This window comes from Leclercia sp. M50, assembly GCF_037150775.1.
In the GTDB taxonomy this organism is placed as follows: domain Bacteria; phylum Pseudomonadota; class Gammaproteobacteria; order Enterobacterales; family Enterobacteriaceae; genus Enterobacter.
Genome location: NZ_JBBCPK010000046.1, coordinates 1 through 15,801, shown reverse-complemented (window position 1 = coordinate 15,801; position 15,801 = coordinate 1). Strand labels below are relative to the sequence as shown.

The 15,801-nt window shown below is 54.4% G+C and carries 20 protein-coding genes; 14 read left to right on the top strand and 6 right to left on the bottom strand.

The genetic code is table 11. The features are described from left to right. Positions 1–53: 53 nt before the first annotated feature. Entirely contained in the window at positions 54–686 is a 633-nt protein-coding gene (crp, locus tag WFM46_RS12835) for a cAMP-activated global transcriptional regulator CRP (RefSeq protein WP_000242758.1), read from the bottom strand. Between the two features lie 310 nt (positions 687–996). Here crp and WFM46_RS12830 point away from each other — a divergent pair, with 310 nt between their 5' ends. Then, positions 997–1,401 carry an OsmC family protein gene (locus WFM46_RS12830; protein WP_103824831.1) on the top strand — a complete coding sequence of 135 codons (405 nt, stop codon included), beginning with the start codon at positions 997–999 and terminating at the stop codon, positions 1,399–1,401. A 49-nt stretch (positions 1,402–1,450) separates the two neighbouring features. Here the strand turns inward: WFM46_RS12830 and WFM46_RS12825 are convergent, their stop codons facing one another. The 4 genes from WFM46_RS12825 to WFM46_RS12810 all read right to left on the bottom strand — a co-directional run bounded on the left by WFM46_RS12825 (position 1,451) and on the right by WFM46_RS12810 (position 5,607). Further along, positions 1,451–2,320, bottom strand: a complete 870-nt coding sequence (locus WFM46_RS12825) for a phosphoribulokinase (protein WP_336997753.1) — start codon at positions 2,318–2,320, stop codon at positions 1,451–1,453. A gap of 30 nt (positions 2,321–2,350) precedes the next feature. Continuing rightward, a complete protein-coding gene (locus WFM46_RS12820) occupies positions 2,351–2,569 on the bottom strand; it encodes a YheU family protein (RefSeq protein ID WP_103177282.1) in 219 nt (72 codons plus the stop codon). A gap of 2 nt (positions 2,570–2,571) precedes the next feature. Beyond that, complete coding sequence (locus WFM46_RS12815; protein WP_336997752.1) at positions 2,572–3,588, bottom strand: hydrolase; 1,017 nt, start codon at positions 3,586–3,588, stop codon at positions 2,572–2,574. A 114-nt stretch (positions 3,589–3,702) separates the two neighbouring features. Further along, positions 3,703–5,607, bottom strand: a complete 1,905-nt coding sequence (locus WFM46_RS12810; protein ID WP_336997751.1) for an ABC transporter ATP-binding protein — start codon at positions 5,605–5,607, stop codon at positions 3,703–3,705. Between the two features lie 121 nt (positions 5,608–5,728). On the opposite strand from WFM46_RS12810, the gene kefG reads away from it, so the two are divergent. From kefG to slyD, 4 genes are all read left to right on the top strand, one after another. After that, positions 5,729–6,283, top strand: coding sequence for a glutathione-regulated potassium-efflux system ancillary protein KefG (gene kefG / locus WFM46_RS12805; protein ID WP_103177279.1), 555 nt, complete (start codon positions 5,729–5,731; stop codon positions 6,281–6,283). Next, positions 6,283–8,088 carry a glutathione-regulated potassium-efflux system protein KefB gene (kefB, locus tag WFM46_RS12800; protein ID WP_103177278.1) on the top strand — a complete coding sequence of 602 codons (1,806 nt, stop codon included), beginning with the start codon at positions 6,283–6,285 and terminating at the stop codon, positions 8,086–8,088. Before kefG ends, kefB begins: the two co-directional genes overlap by 1 nt. Positions 8,089–8,099: 11 nt before the next feature. Then, entirely contained in the window at positions 8,100–8,300 is a 201-nt protein-coding gene (locus WFM46_RS12795) for a YheV family putative zinc ribbon protein (RefSeq protein ID WP_336997750.1), read from the top strand. Positions 8,301–8,394: 94 nt separating this feature from the next. Continuing rightward, positions 8,395–8,982 carry a peptidylprolyl isomerase gene (gene slyD / locus WFM46_RS12790; protein WP_103177276.1) on the top strand — a complete coding sequence of 196 codons (588 nt, stop codon included), beginning with the start codon at positions 8,395–8,397 and terminating at the stop codon, positions 8,980–8,982. 52 nt (positions 8,983–9,034) lie between these two features. Here the strand turns inward: slyD and WFM46_RS12785 are convergent, their stop codons facing one another. Next, positions 9,035–9,253, bottom strand: coding sequence for a protein SlyX (locus tag WFM46_RS12785; RefSeq protein ID WP_103177275.1), 219 nt, complete (start codon positions 9,251–9,253; stop codon positions 9,035–9,037). A 236-nt stretch (positions 9,254–9,489) separates the two neighbouring features. Between WFM46_RS12785 and fkpA the strand changes: the two genes are divergently transcribed. The 9 genes from fkpA to WFM46_RS12740 all read left to right on the top strand — a co-directional run. Continuing rightward, entirely contained in the window at positions 9,490–10,308 is an 819-nt protein-coding gene (gene fkpA / locus WFM46_RS12780) for an FKBP-type peptidyl-prolyl cis-trans isomerase (RefSeq protein ID WP_103177274.1), read from the top strand. A gap of 164 nt (positions 10,309–10,472) precedes the next feature. Then, positions 10,473–11,195 (top strand): helix-turn-helix transcriptional regulator, encoded by a 723-nt coding sequence (locus WFM46_RS12775; protein WP_103177273.1) that lies wholly within the window; start codon positions 10,473–10,475, stop codon positions 11,193–11,195. Continuing rightward, positions 11,195–11,581: a sulfurtransferase complex subunit TusD gene (gene tusD / locus WFM46_RS12770; protein WP_103177272.1), complete on the top strand. Its 387-nt coding sequence runs from the start codon at positions 11,195–11,197 to the stop codon at positions 11,579–11,581. Before WFM46_RS12775 ends, tusD begins: the two co-directional genes overlap by 1 nt. Further along, positions 11,581–11,940 carry a sulfurtransferase complex subunit TusC gene (gene tusC, locus WFM46_RS12765; RefSeq protein WP_103177271.1) on the top strand — a complete coding sequence of 120 codons (360 nt, stop codon included), beginning with the start codon at positions 11,581–11,583 and terminating at the stop codon, positions 11,938–11,940. Before tusD ends, tusC begins: the two co-directional genes overlap by 1 nt. A 7-nt stretch (positions 11,941–11,947) precedes the next feature. Then, on the top strand, positions 11,948–12,235 hold the full coding sequence (tusB, locus tag WFM46_RS12760; protein WP_103177270.1) for a sulfurtransferase complex subunit TusB: 288 nt from the start codon (positions 11,948–11,950) through the stop codon (positions 12,233–12,235). 124 nt (positions 12,236–12,359) lie between these two features. Next, the gene (gene rpsL, locus WFM46_RS12755; protein ID WP_003023654.1) at positions 12,360–12,734 is read left to right on the top strand and encodes a 30S ribosomal protein S12; all 375 of its coding nucleotides are present in this window, start codon (positions 12,360–12,362) and stop codon (positions 12,732–12,734) included. 96 nt (positions 12,735–12,830) lie between these two features. Next, a complete protein-coding gene (gene rpsG / locus WFM46_RS12750; protein ID WP_004106370.1) occupies positions 12,831–13,301 on the top strand; it encodes a 30S ribosomal protein S7 in 471 nt (156 codons plus the stop codon). A gap of 96 nt (positions 13,302–13,397) precedes the next feature. After that, on the top strand, positions 13,398–15,512 hold the full coding sequence (gene fusA, locus WFM46_RS12745) for an elongation factor G (protein WP_103824850.1): 2,115 nt from the start codon (positions 13,398–13,400) through the stop codon (positions 15,510–15,512). A 67-nt stretch (positions 15,513–15,579) separates the two neighbouring features. Then, positions 15,580–15,801, top strand: a 222-nt coding sequence (locus WFM46_RS12740) for a GTP-binding protein (protein WP_227502482.1), incomplete at its 3' end; no start/stop codon positions are given.

The following is a 15,801-nucleotide window of genomic DNA, read 5'->3' as shown; positions in this document are numbered from 1 at the left end:
GAGAGAGACAAAAACGGCGTGTCATCATGCGATGCCACGCCGTCTTAGCGGAATTAACGTGTTCCGTAAACCACGATGGTTTTACCGTGGGCGGAAATCAGGTTCTGATCTTCCAGCATTTTCAGAATACGACCCACTGTCTCACGGGAACAACCGACGATCTGACCGATCTCCTGACGGGTAATTTTAATTTGCATACCGTCCGGGTGGGTCATGGCGTCTGGCTGTTTCGCCAGGTTCAGCAGCGTCTGAGCGATACGGCCCGTCACGTCCAGGAAGGCGAGGTTACCCACTTTCTCAGAGGTGACCTGCAGACGGCGAGCCATCTGCGAAGAGAGGCGCATCAGGATATCCGGGTTAACCTGGATCAGCTGGCGGAATTTCTTATAAGAGATCTCAGCCACTTCACACGCAGTTTTTGCCCGGACCCAGGCGCTACGCTCCTGACCTTCTTCAAACAGGCCCAGTTCACCGATAAAGTCTCCCTGATTCAGGTAAGAGAGGATCATCTCTTTGCCTTCTTCATCTTTGATCAGCACTGCCACTGAGCCTTTGACGATGTAATACAACGTTTCCGCTTTTTCACCCTGGTGAATCAGCGTGCTCTTCGATGGGTACTTATGAATGTGGCAATGAGACAAGAACCATTCGAGAGTCGGGTCTGTTTGCGGTTTGCCAAGCACCATGCGCTGTTATCCTCTGTTATAAGCTGTCTCCAGAGTCAGGCTTTCTACCTTCGCTCTGGGGTTGCAATCGAATTCTTCCCCTTACCTGGGGATCTGGCTGTCACAATAATTAGCAGCCTGTAATGTGTGATGTCCTCTGCATACATGTGCAACGTCAATGTATTACTGTAGCATCACGACTGTTTTAGCATAGGTTTTGCCGCGTGTCTCCTGGTGTCTCGCTTCAGCTTGATGCAGGTCGACTTCCTTTGCCAGAATTGTTACTGGCGCGTAATCTGACAGAAAAAATGCAAGCCTGGAGTGAGTTAAAATGCAAGCACGTGTGAAATGGGTTGAAGGGTTAACGTTCCTCGGTGAGTCCGCCTCGGGGCACCAGATTCTGATGGATGGCAACTCCGGTGATAAAGCACCCAGCCCGATGGAAGTGGTTCTGATGGCGGCAGGGGGATGCAGCGCTATCGACGTGGTCTCGATTCTGCAAAAAGGGCGTCACGATGTGACCGATTGCGAAGTGAAACTGACTTCAGAGCGCCGGGATGAAGCGCCGCGTCTCTTTACCCATATCAACCTTCATTTCGTGGTAACCGGCAAAGCGCTAAAAGATGCTGCGGTCTCCCGCGCGGTGGATCTCTCTGCGGAGAAGTACTGCTCCGTGGCGCTGATGCTGGAAAAAGCGGTCAATATTACCCATTCGTATGAAGTGATCGAGGCGTAAGTCCCGGATCAAACGCCGGGCGGCACTTCGTTTGCCCGGCCTACAAGCCTCAATCGATCTTCTTCCCTTCCATTAACCGCTGCACCAGCGGCGTCATGATCAACTCCATCGCCAGTCCCATCTTCCCGCCCGGGACCACCAGCGTATTCATGTGCGAGATAAACGAGCCCTGCAGCATCGCCAGCAGCCAGGGGTAATCGATATTGTCCAGATTGCGGAAATGGATCACCACAAAGCTCTCATCCAGCGACGGGATCGCTTTTGCGGCAAAGGGGTTAGAGGTGTCCACAGTCGGGACGCGCTGGAAATTAATATGGGTGCGGGAAAACTGCGGCGTGAGGAAGTTAATGTAATCTTCCATGGAGCGAACCACCGAATCCATCACCGCTTCTCGGGAATGGCCGCGCTCGCTGGTGTCCCGCGTGAGCTTCTGGATCCACTCCAGGTTGACGATAGGCACTACCCCCACCAGCAGATCGACATGGCGCGCCACGTCATGGTGCGGCGTGACGACCCCGCCGTGCAGACCTTCATAAAACAGCACGTCGGTGGGTTCTGGCAGCGGCTGCCAAGGCGTAAAGGTGCCCGGAACCTGGTTCCACGGTACCGCTTCATCATAGGTATGCAGGTATTTGCGCGACTGGCCCGTGCCGCTTCGCCCGTACTCTGCGAAGGTCTGCTCCAGCAGGCCAAAGTCGTTAGCATCGGGGCCAAAGTAGCTGATATGTTTGCCTAAATCACGGGCCTTGCGGATGGCCATATCCATCTCAGGGCGGGTGTAGCGGTGAAAGCTGTCGCCTTCGACCTCCGCGGCACGCAGATGCAGTTGCGAGAAGATCTTACGAAAGGCGAGGCTGGTGGTGGTGGTACCTGCACCACTCGACCCTGTGACGGCGATAACCGGATGTCTGGTGGACATAGCAACTCCCTGAGTGGAAAGATGTCGCGGTTAACCGCGAAATTGATTGCGAGGCATGATGTTGACAGTTTCGTGCAACTCGGACCATACGACCAGCACCTCACCGCTTTGCAGCTGGCGCCTGATATCCGCGACCTTCTGCTCAAGCGAACGTTCCTCTTCACCATAATCGGTGCCTTCGCGTAACACAAAGCTTTCAATCAGATTATCCAGCGTTTCGGGAGCCAGATCCTGCCAGGGAATGATCATGTCTATTTTTCCAGATAGGGGGTTAGCCAGTCCGGGATACGTGTCTCCAGCCACATCTGCGGTCTACGCAGCGTTCCGCTGATAAAGCCCACGTGCCCACCATGTTCGGTCAGTTGATACTCTACGTTTGCCGGTAAATGTTCCGGCGCCGGAATCGAGTGATGATCCATAAACGGATCGTCTTTCGCGTGAATAATCAGCGTAGGCCGGGTGATTTGATTCAGCAACGGCATGGCGCTGCACTGGCGATAGTAGTCAATCGCATCGGCAAAGCCATGGATTTTCGCGGTGATCAGATCGTCAAATTCACGAATGCGTCGCATGCGCTTGAGCTGCTCCAGGTTGACCGGCAGCGAGCCCGGATAGGCTTTCAGTTTACGTGAGGCGTTGCCTTTCAGCAGGTTAAGCAGGTAGTGCTGATAGACGCGCGAAAAGCCCTTATCCATATGATAGCTGCACTGTTCCAGCATAAACGGAGCAGAAACGATAACGGCGGCGTCCAGCGGAATAGCGTCCCCCTCTTTTGCCAGCAGGCAGGCCAGCATGTTTCCCCCCAGCGAATAGCCTACCGCAGCGGTGGGGGCAGGGCCGTGAGTCTCTGCCAGCCAGCGCAGGAACCAGGTACCATCTTCTGTTTCGCCAGAGTGATAGATGCGTTTCTGGCGATTGGGTTCGCCGCTACAGCCTCTGAAATGCATTACCACGCCCAGCCAACCGCGCGCTTTCGCCGCCTCAACCAGACCATGAGCATAGGGGCTGTGCAGGCTGCCCTCCAGACCGTGAAAGACTACCAGCCGGGGTTTGTGCTGTGCCTGAAGCGGATCTTCGCTCCAGGCTAAGTCAACGAAGTCATCATCCGGCAGGTCAAGGCGCTGCCAGAAAGGGGTAAAACGCACTTTACGACGGATAAGACGCGGCAGCATGGTCTGCAGGTGTCGATTCGACAGGCCCCGCATGGGGACAAACGTCGCACTCTCGTCAGGCGTAAAGTTAAACTCAGATGGGATTGTTTGTGTCATAGGGTTGTGAAGTATTTGTGTGGTCTGCTTTTACTATACAGCCTGATACTTTTTACATTTGTTTAATCGCGGCTTATCAGGCGGTTGAGTTGCCGCCTGCTAAGCCAGGAAGGATTAGTCCGCCTGCAGCATCTCTTCGAGCTGTTCCTGCGCCTCCAGCCAGGCCATTTCGCACTCCTCAAGGCTGGATTTGGTTTTGGCCTGCACCTGCAGGCACTCGGTGAGCTCGGCTTTACGCGTCTGGTCATACAGGCCGCTGTCACCCAGCTTCTCTTCCACGCTGGCCAGCGTGGCGTTGAGCTTCTCCATCTCTTTTTCCAGACGGGTAATCTCTTTACGCAGCGGCTGGGTTTGGGTGCGTAGCTCTGCTTCACGGCGCTTCTGGTCTTTACGCGCCTGGGCGCTGTTAGCGTTCTCTTTCGCTGCCTCTTCTGGCTGATTTTCCTGCTTCTGTACGTCCGTCAGCCACTGTTGATAATCTTCCAGATCGCCGTCGAAAGGCTCTACTTTACTGTCGTGCACCAGGTAGAGATCGTCGGTGGTGGAGCGGATCAGGTGACGATCGTGCGAAACGACCACCAGCGCGCCTTCGAACTCAATCAGCGCCTCGGTCAGCGCCTGGCGCATGTCCAGATCCAGGTGGTTAGTCGGTTCATCGAGCAGCAGCAGATTCGGGCGCTGCCAGACGATGAGGGCCAGCACCAGACGCGCTTTTTCGCCGCCGGAGAAGCGCTCAGTATTCTCGGTCACTTTATCGCCCTGGAAGCCGAAGCCGCCCAGATAATCCCGCAGCTTCTGCTCCATCTCCTGCGGGGCCAGACGCGCCAGGTGCTGTAGTGGCGATTCGTCCGCGCGCAAAAATTCCAGCTGATGCTGAGCGAAGTAGCCCAGCTTGATGCCCTTCGCCAGACCAATATCGCCACGTACCGGCGCAAGCTCGCCCGCCAGCAGCTTAATCAGCGTCGATTTACCGGCGCCATTGCGCCCGAGCAGACCGATGCGGGAACCCGGCACCAGGTTGAGCTTGATGGAGTCCAGGATGATGCGCTCGCCATAGCCCGCGCTGACTTTTTCCATTTTCAGCAGCGGGTTGGGCAGGCTTTCCGGCGCGCGGAAGCTAAAGTGGAACGGGTTGTCGACGTGCGCCGGGGCGATCATCTCCATGCGTTCCAGCATCTTAATGCGGCTCTGGGCCTGTTTGGCTTTTGACGCTTTCGCCTTGAAGCGATCGACAAAGCTCTGCAGGTGCGCCACACGCTGCTGCTGGCTTTCGTACATCGCCTGCTGCTGGGAGAGGCGTACCGCGCGCTGGCGCTCAAACGAACTGTAGTTGCCGGTGTACTCGAACATCGTTTCCTGTTCGATATGAATAATTTTGTCCACCACCGGGTCAAGGAAGTCACGGTCGTGGGAGATCAGGATCAGCGTGCCCTGATAGCTCTTCAGCCACTTCTCCAGCCAGATCACCGCATCCAGATCGAGGTGGTTAGTCGGTTCATCGAGCAGTAGCAGGTCAGAGCGGCAGATCAGCGCCTGGGCCAGGTTAAGGCGCATGCGCCAGCCACCGGAGAAATCGCTGACCGGGCGTTCCAGCTGCTCGTTACTGAATCCCAGGCCGTGCAACAGGCTGGCGGCGCGGGAGCGAATAGTCCAGGCATCAATAGCGTCGAGTTTGCCATGCACGGTGGCAATCGCATGGCCGTCGTTGCGTTCGTTGGCGGCATGCAGCTCCGCTTCCAGCTTGCGGTATTCCCGATCGCCGTCGATAACATAATCCATCGCCGGTACGCTCAGGGCTGGCGTCTCCTGGTTTACCCAGGCCAGCTGCCAGTTGCCGGGGTAGGTAAAATTACCGCCGTCGGCACTGATTTCGTTTTTCAGCAATGACAGTAACGTGGATTTACCGCAGCCGTTTTTGCCCACCAGGCCGACTTTCTGGCCCGGGTTAATGGTGGCTGTAGCGTTGTCCAGCAGGACACGTACGCCGCGACGAATTTGTAATGAGGAGAAAACAATCATAGAGCGCCGTATGTTCCGACTATGTTAAGTTGTCATTATAATCAGGTTAAATGTGCCGCCACGCGCCGCGTGGGTGTGCCATGGTAGCCCAAAACAACAGTGATGACGACCCGGGAGAGGAATGATGTCCCAGACAGCCAAAGTGCTGCTGCTGTATGCCCATCCGGAGTCTCAGGACTCGGTCGCCAACCGGGTTTTGCTACAACCGGCATTACAGCTAAGTAATGTGACAGTGCACGATCTTTACGCGCACTACCCCGATTTTTTTATCGATATTCCCTATGAGCAGGAGCTGCTGCGTCAACACGACGTCATCGTATTTCAGCATCCTCTCTACACCTACAGCTGCCCCGCGCTGCTGAAAGAGTGGCTGGATCGCGTGCTCAGCCGTGGATTTGCCAGTGGGGTGGGAGGAAACCAGCTGGCGGGAAAGTCCTGGCGGAGCGTCATTACCACTGGCGAGCCGGAGAGTGCGTATCGCCACGATGGGCTTAACCGCTACTCGATGAACGAGATCTTACGCCCGTTCGAGCTGACGGCGGCCATGTGCCGCATGCACTGGCTGAGCCCGATCATTATCTACTGGGCTCGTCGGCAGCATCAGGATGAGCTGGCCAGCCATGCCCGCGCGTACGGTGAGTGGCTGGCGGGGCCAAATCTGACGGGAGGTCATTGATGGAAGGCTCAGATCTTTTACTGGCAGGCGTGTTGTTCCTGTTTGCCGCCGTGGTGGCGGTGCCGTTGGCATCGCGTCTGGGGATTGGCGCGGTGCTCGGCTATCTGCTGGCGGGCATCGCCATCGGTCCGTGGGGGCTGGGGTTCATCAGCGATGTGGACGAAATCCTGCACTTCTCGGAGCTGGGCGTCGTCTTTCTGATGTTTATTATCGGCCTTGAGCTGAACCCGACGAAGCTCTGGCAACTACGGCGCTCGATCTTTGGCGTGGGTGCCGCGCAGGTGCTGTGCAGCGCGGTGATCCTTGGTGGACTCCTGATGCTGACCCAGTTCTCATGGCAGGCCGCGGTGGTTGGCGGGATTGGTCTGGCGATGTCCTCTACGGCAATGGCGTTACAGCTGATGCGCGATAAGGGCATGAACCGCAACGAAGCGGGGCAGCTGGGCTTCTCGATCCTGCTGTTTCAGGATCTGGCGGTGATCCCCGCGCTGGCCCTGGTTCCACTGCTGGCAGGATCGGGAGAGGAACATTTCGACTGGATGAAGATCGGCATGAAGGTGTTGGCCTTTGCCGGCATGCTGGTGGGAGGGCGCTATCTGCTCCGCCCGGTGTTCCGGTTTATTGCCGCCTCCGGCGTACGCGAGGTATTTACCGCCGCGACGCTGCTGCTGGTGCTGGGATCGGCCCTGTTTATGGATGCGCTGGGCTTGTCGATGGCGCTCGGTACTTTTATCGCGGGTGTGCTGCTGGCGGAGAGTGAGTACCGGCATGAACTGGAAATTGCCATCGATCCCTTTAAGGGGCTGCTGTTAGGGCTGTTCTTTATCTCTGTCGGCATGGCGCTGAATCTGGGCGTGCTCTACACCCATATCCTGTGGGTGGTGATGAGCGTTGCCGTGCTGGTCACGGTTAAAATGGCGGTGCTGTATGGGCTGGCGCGGGTTTACGGCCTGCGGCAGGCGGAAAAGGCGCAGCTTGCCGGGGTGCTGAGCCAGGGGGGCGAATTCGCTTTTGTGCTCTTCTCCACAGCATCGTCCCAGAGATTGTTTCAGGATGACCAGATGGCGCTGCTGTTAGTGACCGTGACGCTGTCGATGATGACCACGCCGCTGCTCATGAAGCTTATCGATAAGCAGCTGTCTCGCCGGATGAATGCCCCGGAAGATGAGCATGAAGCGCCCTTTGTGGAGGACGATAAACCGCAGGTGATCGTGGTGGGCTTCGGGCGGTTTGGTCAGGTGATCGGGCGTCTGCTGATGGCGAATAAAATGCGCGTGACGGTGCTTGAGCGCGACATCAGCGCGGTAAACCTGATGCGCAAGTACGGTTATAAGGTCTATTACGGCGATGCTACACAGGTCGAACTGCTGCGCTCCGCAGGCGCAGAGGCGGCGGAGTCGATTGTTATCACCTGTAATGATCCGGAAGACACCCTGAAGCTGGTGGAGATCTGCCAGCAGCATTTTCCCCATCTGCACATCCTGGCCCGGGCGCGAGGGCGTGTTGAGGCACATGAGCTGCTTCAGGCAGGGGTAAAGTATTTTACCCGCGAGACCTTCTCCAGTGCGCTGGAGCTGGGGCGTAAAGCATTAGTGACGCTGGGTATGCATCCTCATCAGGCCCAGCGCGCGCAGTTACATTTCCGTCGTCTTGATATGCGCATGCTGCGCGAGTTGATGCCGGTCCACACCGATACGGTGCAGATTTCCCGCGTACGGGAGGCGCGTCGCGAGCTGGAAGAGATTTTCCAGCGTGAGATGCAGCAGGAGCGTCGGCAGCCGGACGGCTGGGATGAATATGAATAACGAGGTAAAGAATGGCGGTACGTAAACGTTTTATCGCCGGCGCGAAATGCCCGGCCTGCCAGGCTCAGGATTCACTGGCCATGTGGCGAGAGAACAATGTCGATATTGTTGAGTGTGTTAAGTGCGGTCACCAGATGCGTGAAGCCGATAAAGAAGTGCGCGATCACGTTCGCAAAGAAGAACAAGTGATCGGCATTTTTCATCCGGACTAGCGATATGCCCCGAGTTTTTTTAAGCTAAAGGGTACACGGGTGCAGAATTCGGCTACAATCTGCGCCAGCAATTTTCCCACGCTCAGGAGATATCATGAAAGTAGCAAAAGACCTGGTGGTCAGCCTGGCCTATCAGGTACGTACAGAAGACGGTGTGTTGGTTGATGAGTCTCCGGTGAGTGCGCCGCTGGACTACCTGCACGGTCACGGTTCCCTGATCTCCGGCCTGGAAAACGCGCTGGACGGTCATGAAGTTGGTGACAAATTTGACGTTGCTGTAGGCGCAAACGACGCTTACGGTCAGTACGATGAAAACCTGGTTCAGCGTGTTCCTAAAGACGTCTTCATGGGCGTTGATGAGCTGCAGGTTGGCATGCGTTTCCTGGCTGAAACTGACCAGGGTCCGGTTCCAGTAGAAATTACCGAAGTTGAAGACGACCACGTTGTGGTTGACGGCAACCACATGCTGGCTGGCCAGAACCTGAAGTTCAACGTTGAAGTGGTTGCGATCCGCGAAGCCACTGAAGAAGAGCTGGCTCACGGCCACGTTCATGGTGCGCACGGTCATGACCACGATCACGGTCACGATGGCTGCTGCGGTGGTCACGGCCACGATCACGACCATGGCCACGAGCACGGTAAAGGCGGCTGCGGCGGTAACGGCGGCTGCGGTTGCCACTAAGCGTTACGCCTTAAGGCACAAAAAAGCGGGATATTCCCGCTTTTTTTACGTCTCAATAATGGGGTGGCGGCGTCTCTTCCGACTGCGACGCGATGTGCGATGCCTGGGAGGCTTTTACTTTTTCCGTTAACAGACGCATCAGATCCCGCAGCTTTGCCATCTCCAGCTCGTGGGCGGTGACGGTCTGATTCAGCTCATCGATGGTGATCTCCTGAAAAGCCAGGCGGCTTTCAAGCTCAGCCAGACGTGCTTCCATCTCTCTATTCTGCATGATTCACCTCGTTTGTTTCGTTAAACCCGTCCGGGGCTGGCGGCGGCGAATTTTACCTGAGATTATCCTTGCGCGCAGTAAACATCCCCTTGCTGCGAAACTAATTTAAACAAAAATAGTCTGAAATGTGGTGCTAATCAGGGGTGTCTACCTGTAGATTTGTTCCTCAACGTTTTATAGTACGCTACTCATTTACGCTTAACACGGGGTGAGAGTCCCCGGCCCTGGAGAAATGGATGAAATCACTGTTTAAAGTAACGCTGCTGGCGACCACGATGGCTGTCGCTTTGCATGCGCCGCTGACTTTCGCTGCCGATACCGCGGCGAAACCTGCTGCGACTGCTGACAGCAATGCGGCGTTCAAAAATGACGACCAGAAATCAGCCTACGCACTGGGCGCATCTCTGGGCCGTTACATGGAAAACTCTCTGAAAGAGCAAGAAAAGCTGGGCATCAAGCTGGATCAGGCGCAGCTGATCGCGGGCGTACAGGATGCGTTTGCAGACAAGAGCAAACTGTCTGACCAGGAAATCGAGCAAACTCTGCAGGCTTTCGAAGCGCGCGTGAAAGGCGCAGCGCAGGAGAAGATGGAGAAAGACGCGGCTGAGAACGAAGCGAAAGGCAAAACCTTCCGTGACGCTTTCGCTAAAGAGAAAGGCGCAAAAACTTCTCCTACTGGCCTGGTCTACAAAGTAGAGAAAGAAGGGACTGGCGAGGCACCGAAAGACAGCGATACCGTCGTTGTGAACTACAAAGGTACCCTGACCGACGGTAAAGAGTTCGATAACTCTTACACCCGCGGTGAGCCACTCTCATTCCGTCTTGATGGTGTTATCCCTGGCTGGACTGAAGGCCTGAAGAACATCAAGAAAGGCGGTAAAATCAAGCTGGTCATCCCACCGGATCTGGCTTATGGCAAAACGGGCGTCCCGGGTATCCCGGCTAACTCCACCCTGGTATTCGACGTAGAGTTGCTGGACATCAAGCCAGCGCCGAAAGCGGATGCTAAGCCTGACGCGAAGCCAGAAGCGCCGGCAGAAGCCACCAAGAAGTAAACCGGTTAAAACCGCCGCCTCAGAAGCGGCGGTTTTTTTATTGGGGTACAGATATAATTAACACTGGAAGCGCTACCTACGCTGTATTAACTTAATTGCCCGTGTAAATAATGAGCCTGCCCTGAAAACCTACCGACAGGCTCCTGAAAAGGAGTGTTTTTTTCATGACCAGGTCGCTTTTAACCAACGAAACCAGCGAACTTGATTTGCTGGATCAACGTCCTTTCGATCAGACCGATTTCGATATTCTGAAATCCTACGAAGCGGTAGTGGACGGGTTAGCGATGCTCATTGGGTCCCACTGCGAAATCGTTTTGCACTCCCTGCAAGATCTGAAATGTTCTGCCATCCGCATCGCCAATGGTGAGCATACTGGCCGTAAAATCGGCTCGCCAATCACTGACCTTGCACTGCGTATGCTGCACGACATGACCGGCGCGGACAGCAGCGTCTCCAAATGTTATTTCACCCGCGCGAAGAGCGGTGTTCTCATGAAGTCCGTGACCATCGCGATCCGCAACCGCGATCATCGCGTGATTGGTTTGCTGTGCATCAACATGAACCTGGATGTGCCGTTCTCCCAGATCATGAACACCTTCATTCCGCCAGAAACGCCGGATGTTGGATCCACAGTAAACTTTGCCTCTTCCGTTGAAGATCTCGTGACCCAGACGCTGGAATTCACCATTGAAGAAGTTAATGCCGATCGCAACGTCTCCAACAATGCCAAGAATCGTCAGATCGTGCTTAACCTCTACGAAAAAGGCATCTTTGATATTAAAGACGCCATTAACCAGGTGGCCGATCGCCTCAACATCTCCAAGCACACGGTCTATCTCTACATCCGTCAGTTCAAAAGCGGCGATTTCCTGGGGCAAGAGAAGTAATGCGTTTTGCATTAATGGTGACAGGCCCGGCATACGGTACACAGCAGGCCAGCAGCGCGTTGCAGTTTGCCCGCGCACTGCTGGCGGCCGGACATGAGCTGGTCAGCGTCTTTTTTTATCGGGAAGGGGTGTATAACGCAAACCAGCTGACCTCTCCCGCATCAGACGAGTTCGATCTGGTCCGGGCCTGGCAGTCGCTGAACCAGGAGCATGGCGTTGCCCTGCATATCTGCGTGGCGGCGGCTCTGCGTCGGGGCGTAAGCGATGCGAATGAAGCGCAACGTCTCGGTTTGCCTGCCGCGAATCTTAACGAGGGCTTCTCCCTTAGCGGTCTTGGGGCGCTGGCACAGGCTGCCTTAACCTGCGATCGTATGGTGCAATTCTGATGAACCGCGTTGCGTTTGTATTCCATTCTGCCCCACATGGCAGTGCCGCCGGAAGGGAAGGGCTGGATGCGTTACTGGCCACTTCTGCGCTGACGGAAGAGATCGGTGTGTTCTTTATCGGAGACGGCGTATTTCAGCTGCTTGCCGGTCAGCAGCCGCAGGCGGTGCTGGCGCGGGATTACATCTCGACATTTAAAGTCCTGCCGTTGTATGACATCGAGACGTTCTATGTCTGTGCAGCTTCACTGCAGGCCCGCGGCCTGAAAGAGAATACCCCCTTCATTCTGGACGCGACTGTACTTGCACCGGCATTACTGCGGGAACAGCTTTCCCACTACGACACAATCCTGACATTCTGAGGCGCGCATGCTCCATACCCTGAGCCGTTCCCCCTGGCACTGCGACATCGAAAGCCTGTTAAGCATGCTGCGTGAGGGTGATACTGTGCTGCTGATCCAGGATGGCGTTCTGGCGGCAGTAGAAGGCAGCCGCTTTGTTGATATTCTCTGTAATGCCCCCATCTCTGTCTCAGCGCTTAAAGATGATATCGAGGCTCGCGGCCTCATTGGTCAAATTTCAACCAAAATTGACGTGGTTAGCTATACTGATTTCGTCAATCTGGCCATCCAGCACACCGGCCAAATGAACTGGTGATCCGAGATCGCTGTATAATTCTTGACACCTTTTCGACGTAGCCCTAAAATTTCGCGTCCTCATATTGTATGAGGGCGTTTTATTACGTGTTTACGAAGCAAAAGCTAAAACCAGGAGCTATTTAATGGCAACAGTTAACCAGCTGGTACGCAAACCACGTGCACGCAAAGTTGCAAAAAGCAACGTGCCTGCGCTGGAAGCCTGCCCGCAGAAACGTGGCGTATGTACTCGTGTATATACTACCACTCCTAAAAAACCAAACTCCGCACTGCGTAAAGTATGCCGTGTGCGTTTGACTAACGGTTTTGAAGTGACTTCCTACATCGGTGGTGAAGGTCACAACCTGCAGGAACACTCCGTGATCCTGATCCGTGGCGGTCGTGTAAAAGACCTTCCGGGTGTTCGTTACCACACCGTTCGTGGTGCGCTTGACTGCTCCGGCGTTAAAGACCGTAAGCAATCTCGCTCCAAATACGGCGTGAAACGTCCTAAGGCTTAATGGTTCTCCGTTAAGTAAGGCCAAACTGATTTATCTTAATGTCACACTAAACTCTTAGAGTTTTGGACAATCCTGAATTAACAACGGAGTATTCCCATGCCACGTCGTCGCGTCATTGGTCAGCGTAAAATTCTTCCAGATCCGAAATTCGGATCAGAACTGCTGGCAAAATTTGTAAATATCCTGATGGTAGATGGTAAAAAATCTACTGCAGAAGCAATCGTATACAGCGCGCTGGAGACCCTGGCTCAGCGTTCTGGTAAAAATGAACTGGAAGCTTTCGAAGTAGCTCTCGACAACGTGCGCCCGACTGTAGAAGTTAAGTCTCGCCGCGTTGGTGGTTCTACTTATCAGGTACCAGTTGAAGTCCGTCCGGTCCGTCGTAATGCTCTGGCAATGCGTTGGATCGTTGAAGCTGCTCGTAAACGCGGTGATAAATCCATGGCTCTGCGTCTGGCGAACGAACTTTCTGACGCTGCAGACAACAAAGGTACTGCAGTTAAGAAACGTGAAGACGTTCACCGTATGGCAGAAGCCAACAAGGCGTTCGCACACTACCGTTGGTAATCCCTTCGGAGTATTAGTCACCAGGCGGGCGCTTCAGCGAAGCAGCCCGCTTTGGGTTACTTAACTGAACGCCTAAAAAGATAAACGAGGAATCAAATGGCTCGTACAACACCCATCGCACGCTACCGTAACATCGGTATCAGTGCGCACATCGACGCCGGTAAAACCACTACCACCGAACGTATTCTGTTCTACACCGGTGTAAACCATAAAATCGGTGAAGTTCATGACGGCGCCGCAACCATGGACTGGATGGAGCAGGAGCAGGAGCGTGGTATTACCATCACCTCCGCAGCGACTACTGCATTCTGGTCTGGTATGGCTAAGCAGTATGAACCACACCGCGTAAACATCATCGACACCCCGGGCCACGTTGACTTCACCATCGAAGTAGAACGTTCCATGCGTGTTCTTGATGGTGCGGTAATGGTTTACTGCGCAGTTGGTGGTGTTCAGCCACAGTCTGAAACCGTATGGCGTCAGGCAAACAAATATAAAGTTCCACGCATTGCGTTCGTTAACAAAATGGACCGTATGGGTGCGAACTTCCTGAAAGTTGTTGGTCAGATCAAAACCCGTCTGGGCGCGAACCCTGTTCCGCTGCAGCTGGCGATTGGTGCTGAAGAAGGTTTCACCGGTGTTGTTGACCTGGTGAAAATGAAAGCCATCAACTGGAATGAAGAAGACGCAGGCGTAACCTTCACTTATGAAGATATCCCGGCTGACATGCAGGACCTGGCTGACGAATGGCACCAGAACCTGATCGAGTCCGCTGCAGAAGCTTCAGAAGATCTGATGGAGAAATACCTGGGTGGTGAAGAACTGTCTGAAGAAGAGATTAAAAAAGCTCTGCGTCAGCGTGTTCTGAACAACGAAATCATCCTGGTAACCTGTGGTTCTGCGTTCAAGAACAAAGGTGTTCAGGCGATGCTGGATGCGGTAGTTGATTACCTGCCATCCCCGGTAGACGTTCCTGCGATCAACGGTATCCTGGACGACGGTAAAGACACGCCGGCTGAGCGTCACGCAAGTGATGACGAGCCGTTTGCTGCTCTGGCGTTCAAAATCGCTACCGACCCATTCGTGGGTAACCTGACGTTCTTCCGCGTGTACTCTGGTGTGGTTAACTCCGGTGATACCATCCTGAACTCCGTGAAAGCTGCACGTGAGCGTTTCGGTCGTATCGTACAGATGCACGCGAACAAACGTGAAGAGATCAAAGAAGTTCGCGCGGGTGACATCGCTGCTGCTATCGGTCTGAAAGACGTGACTACTGGTGATACCCTGTGTAACCCAGATCACCCGATCATTCTGGAGCGCATGGAGTTCCCAGAGCCAGTAATCTCTATCGCCGTTGAACCAAAAACCAAAGCTGACCAGGAAAAAATGGGTCTGGCTCTGGGCCGTCTGGCTAAAGAAGACCCATCATTCCGCGTATGGACTGATGAAGAATCTAACCAGACCATCATCGCTGGTATGGGTGAACTGCACCTGGACATCATCGTTGACCGTATGAAGCGTGAATTCAACGTTGAAGCTAACGTGGGTAAACCTCAGGTTGCTTACCGCGAAGCAATTCGCCAGAAAGTTACCGATGTTGAAGGTAAACACGCTAAGCAGTCTGGTGGTCGTGGTCAGTACGGTCACGTTGTGATCGACATGTACCCACTGGAGCCGGGCTCAAACCCTAAAGGTTACGAGTTCATCAACGACATCAAAGGTGGTGTAATTCCTGGCGAATACATCCCTGCCGTTGATAAAGGCATCCAGGAGCAGCTGAAGTCTGGTCCGCTGGCTGGTTACCCGGTAGTAGACATGGGTATTCGTCTGCACTTCGGTTCTTACCATGACGTTGACTCCTCTGAACTGGCGTTTAAACTGGCTGCTTCTATCGCCTTTAAAGAAGGCTTTAAGAAAGCGAAACCAGTTCTGCTTGAGCCAATCATGAAGGTTGAAGTAGAAACGCCTGAAGAGAACACCGGTGACGTCATCGGTGACTTGAGCCGTCGTCGTGGTATGCTGCGTGGTCAGGAAACTAACGTTACTGGCGTTGTGATCCACGCTGAAGTTCCGCTGTCTGAAATGTTCGGATATGCAACTCAGCTGCGTTCTCTGACCAAAGGTCGTGCTTCTTACTCCATGGAGTTCCTGAAGTATGATGATGCGCCGAACAACGTTGCTCAGGCCGTAATTGAAGCCCGTGGTAAATAAGCCGTAGGGTTAAAATCTAAGTCCCGTGCCCCCTCGGTGAGGGGGCACTATAGTAAGGAATATAGCCGTGTCTAAAGAAAAATTTGAACGTACAAAACCGCACGTCAACGTTGGTACTATCGGCCACGTTGACCACGGTAAAACTACCCTGACCGCTGCAATCACTACCGTTCTGGCTAAAACCTACGGTGGTTCTGCTCGTGCATTCGACCAGATCGATAACGCACCAGAAGAAAAAGCTCGTGGTATCACCATCAACACTTCTCACGTTGAATACGACACCCCGACT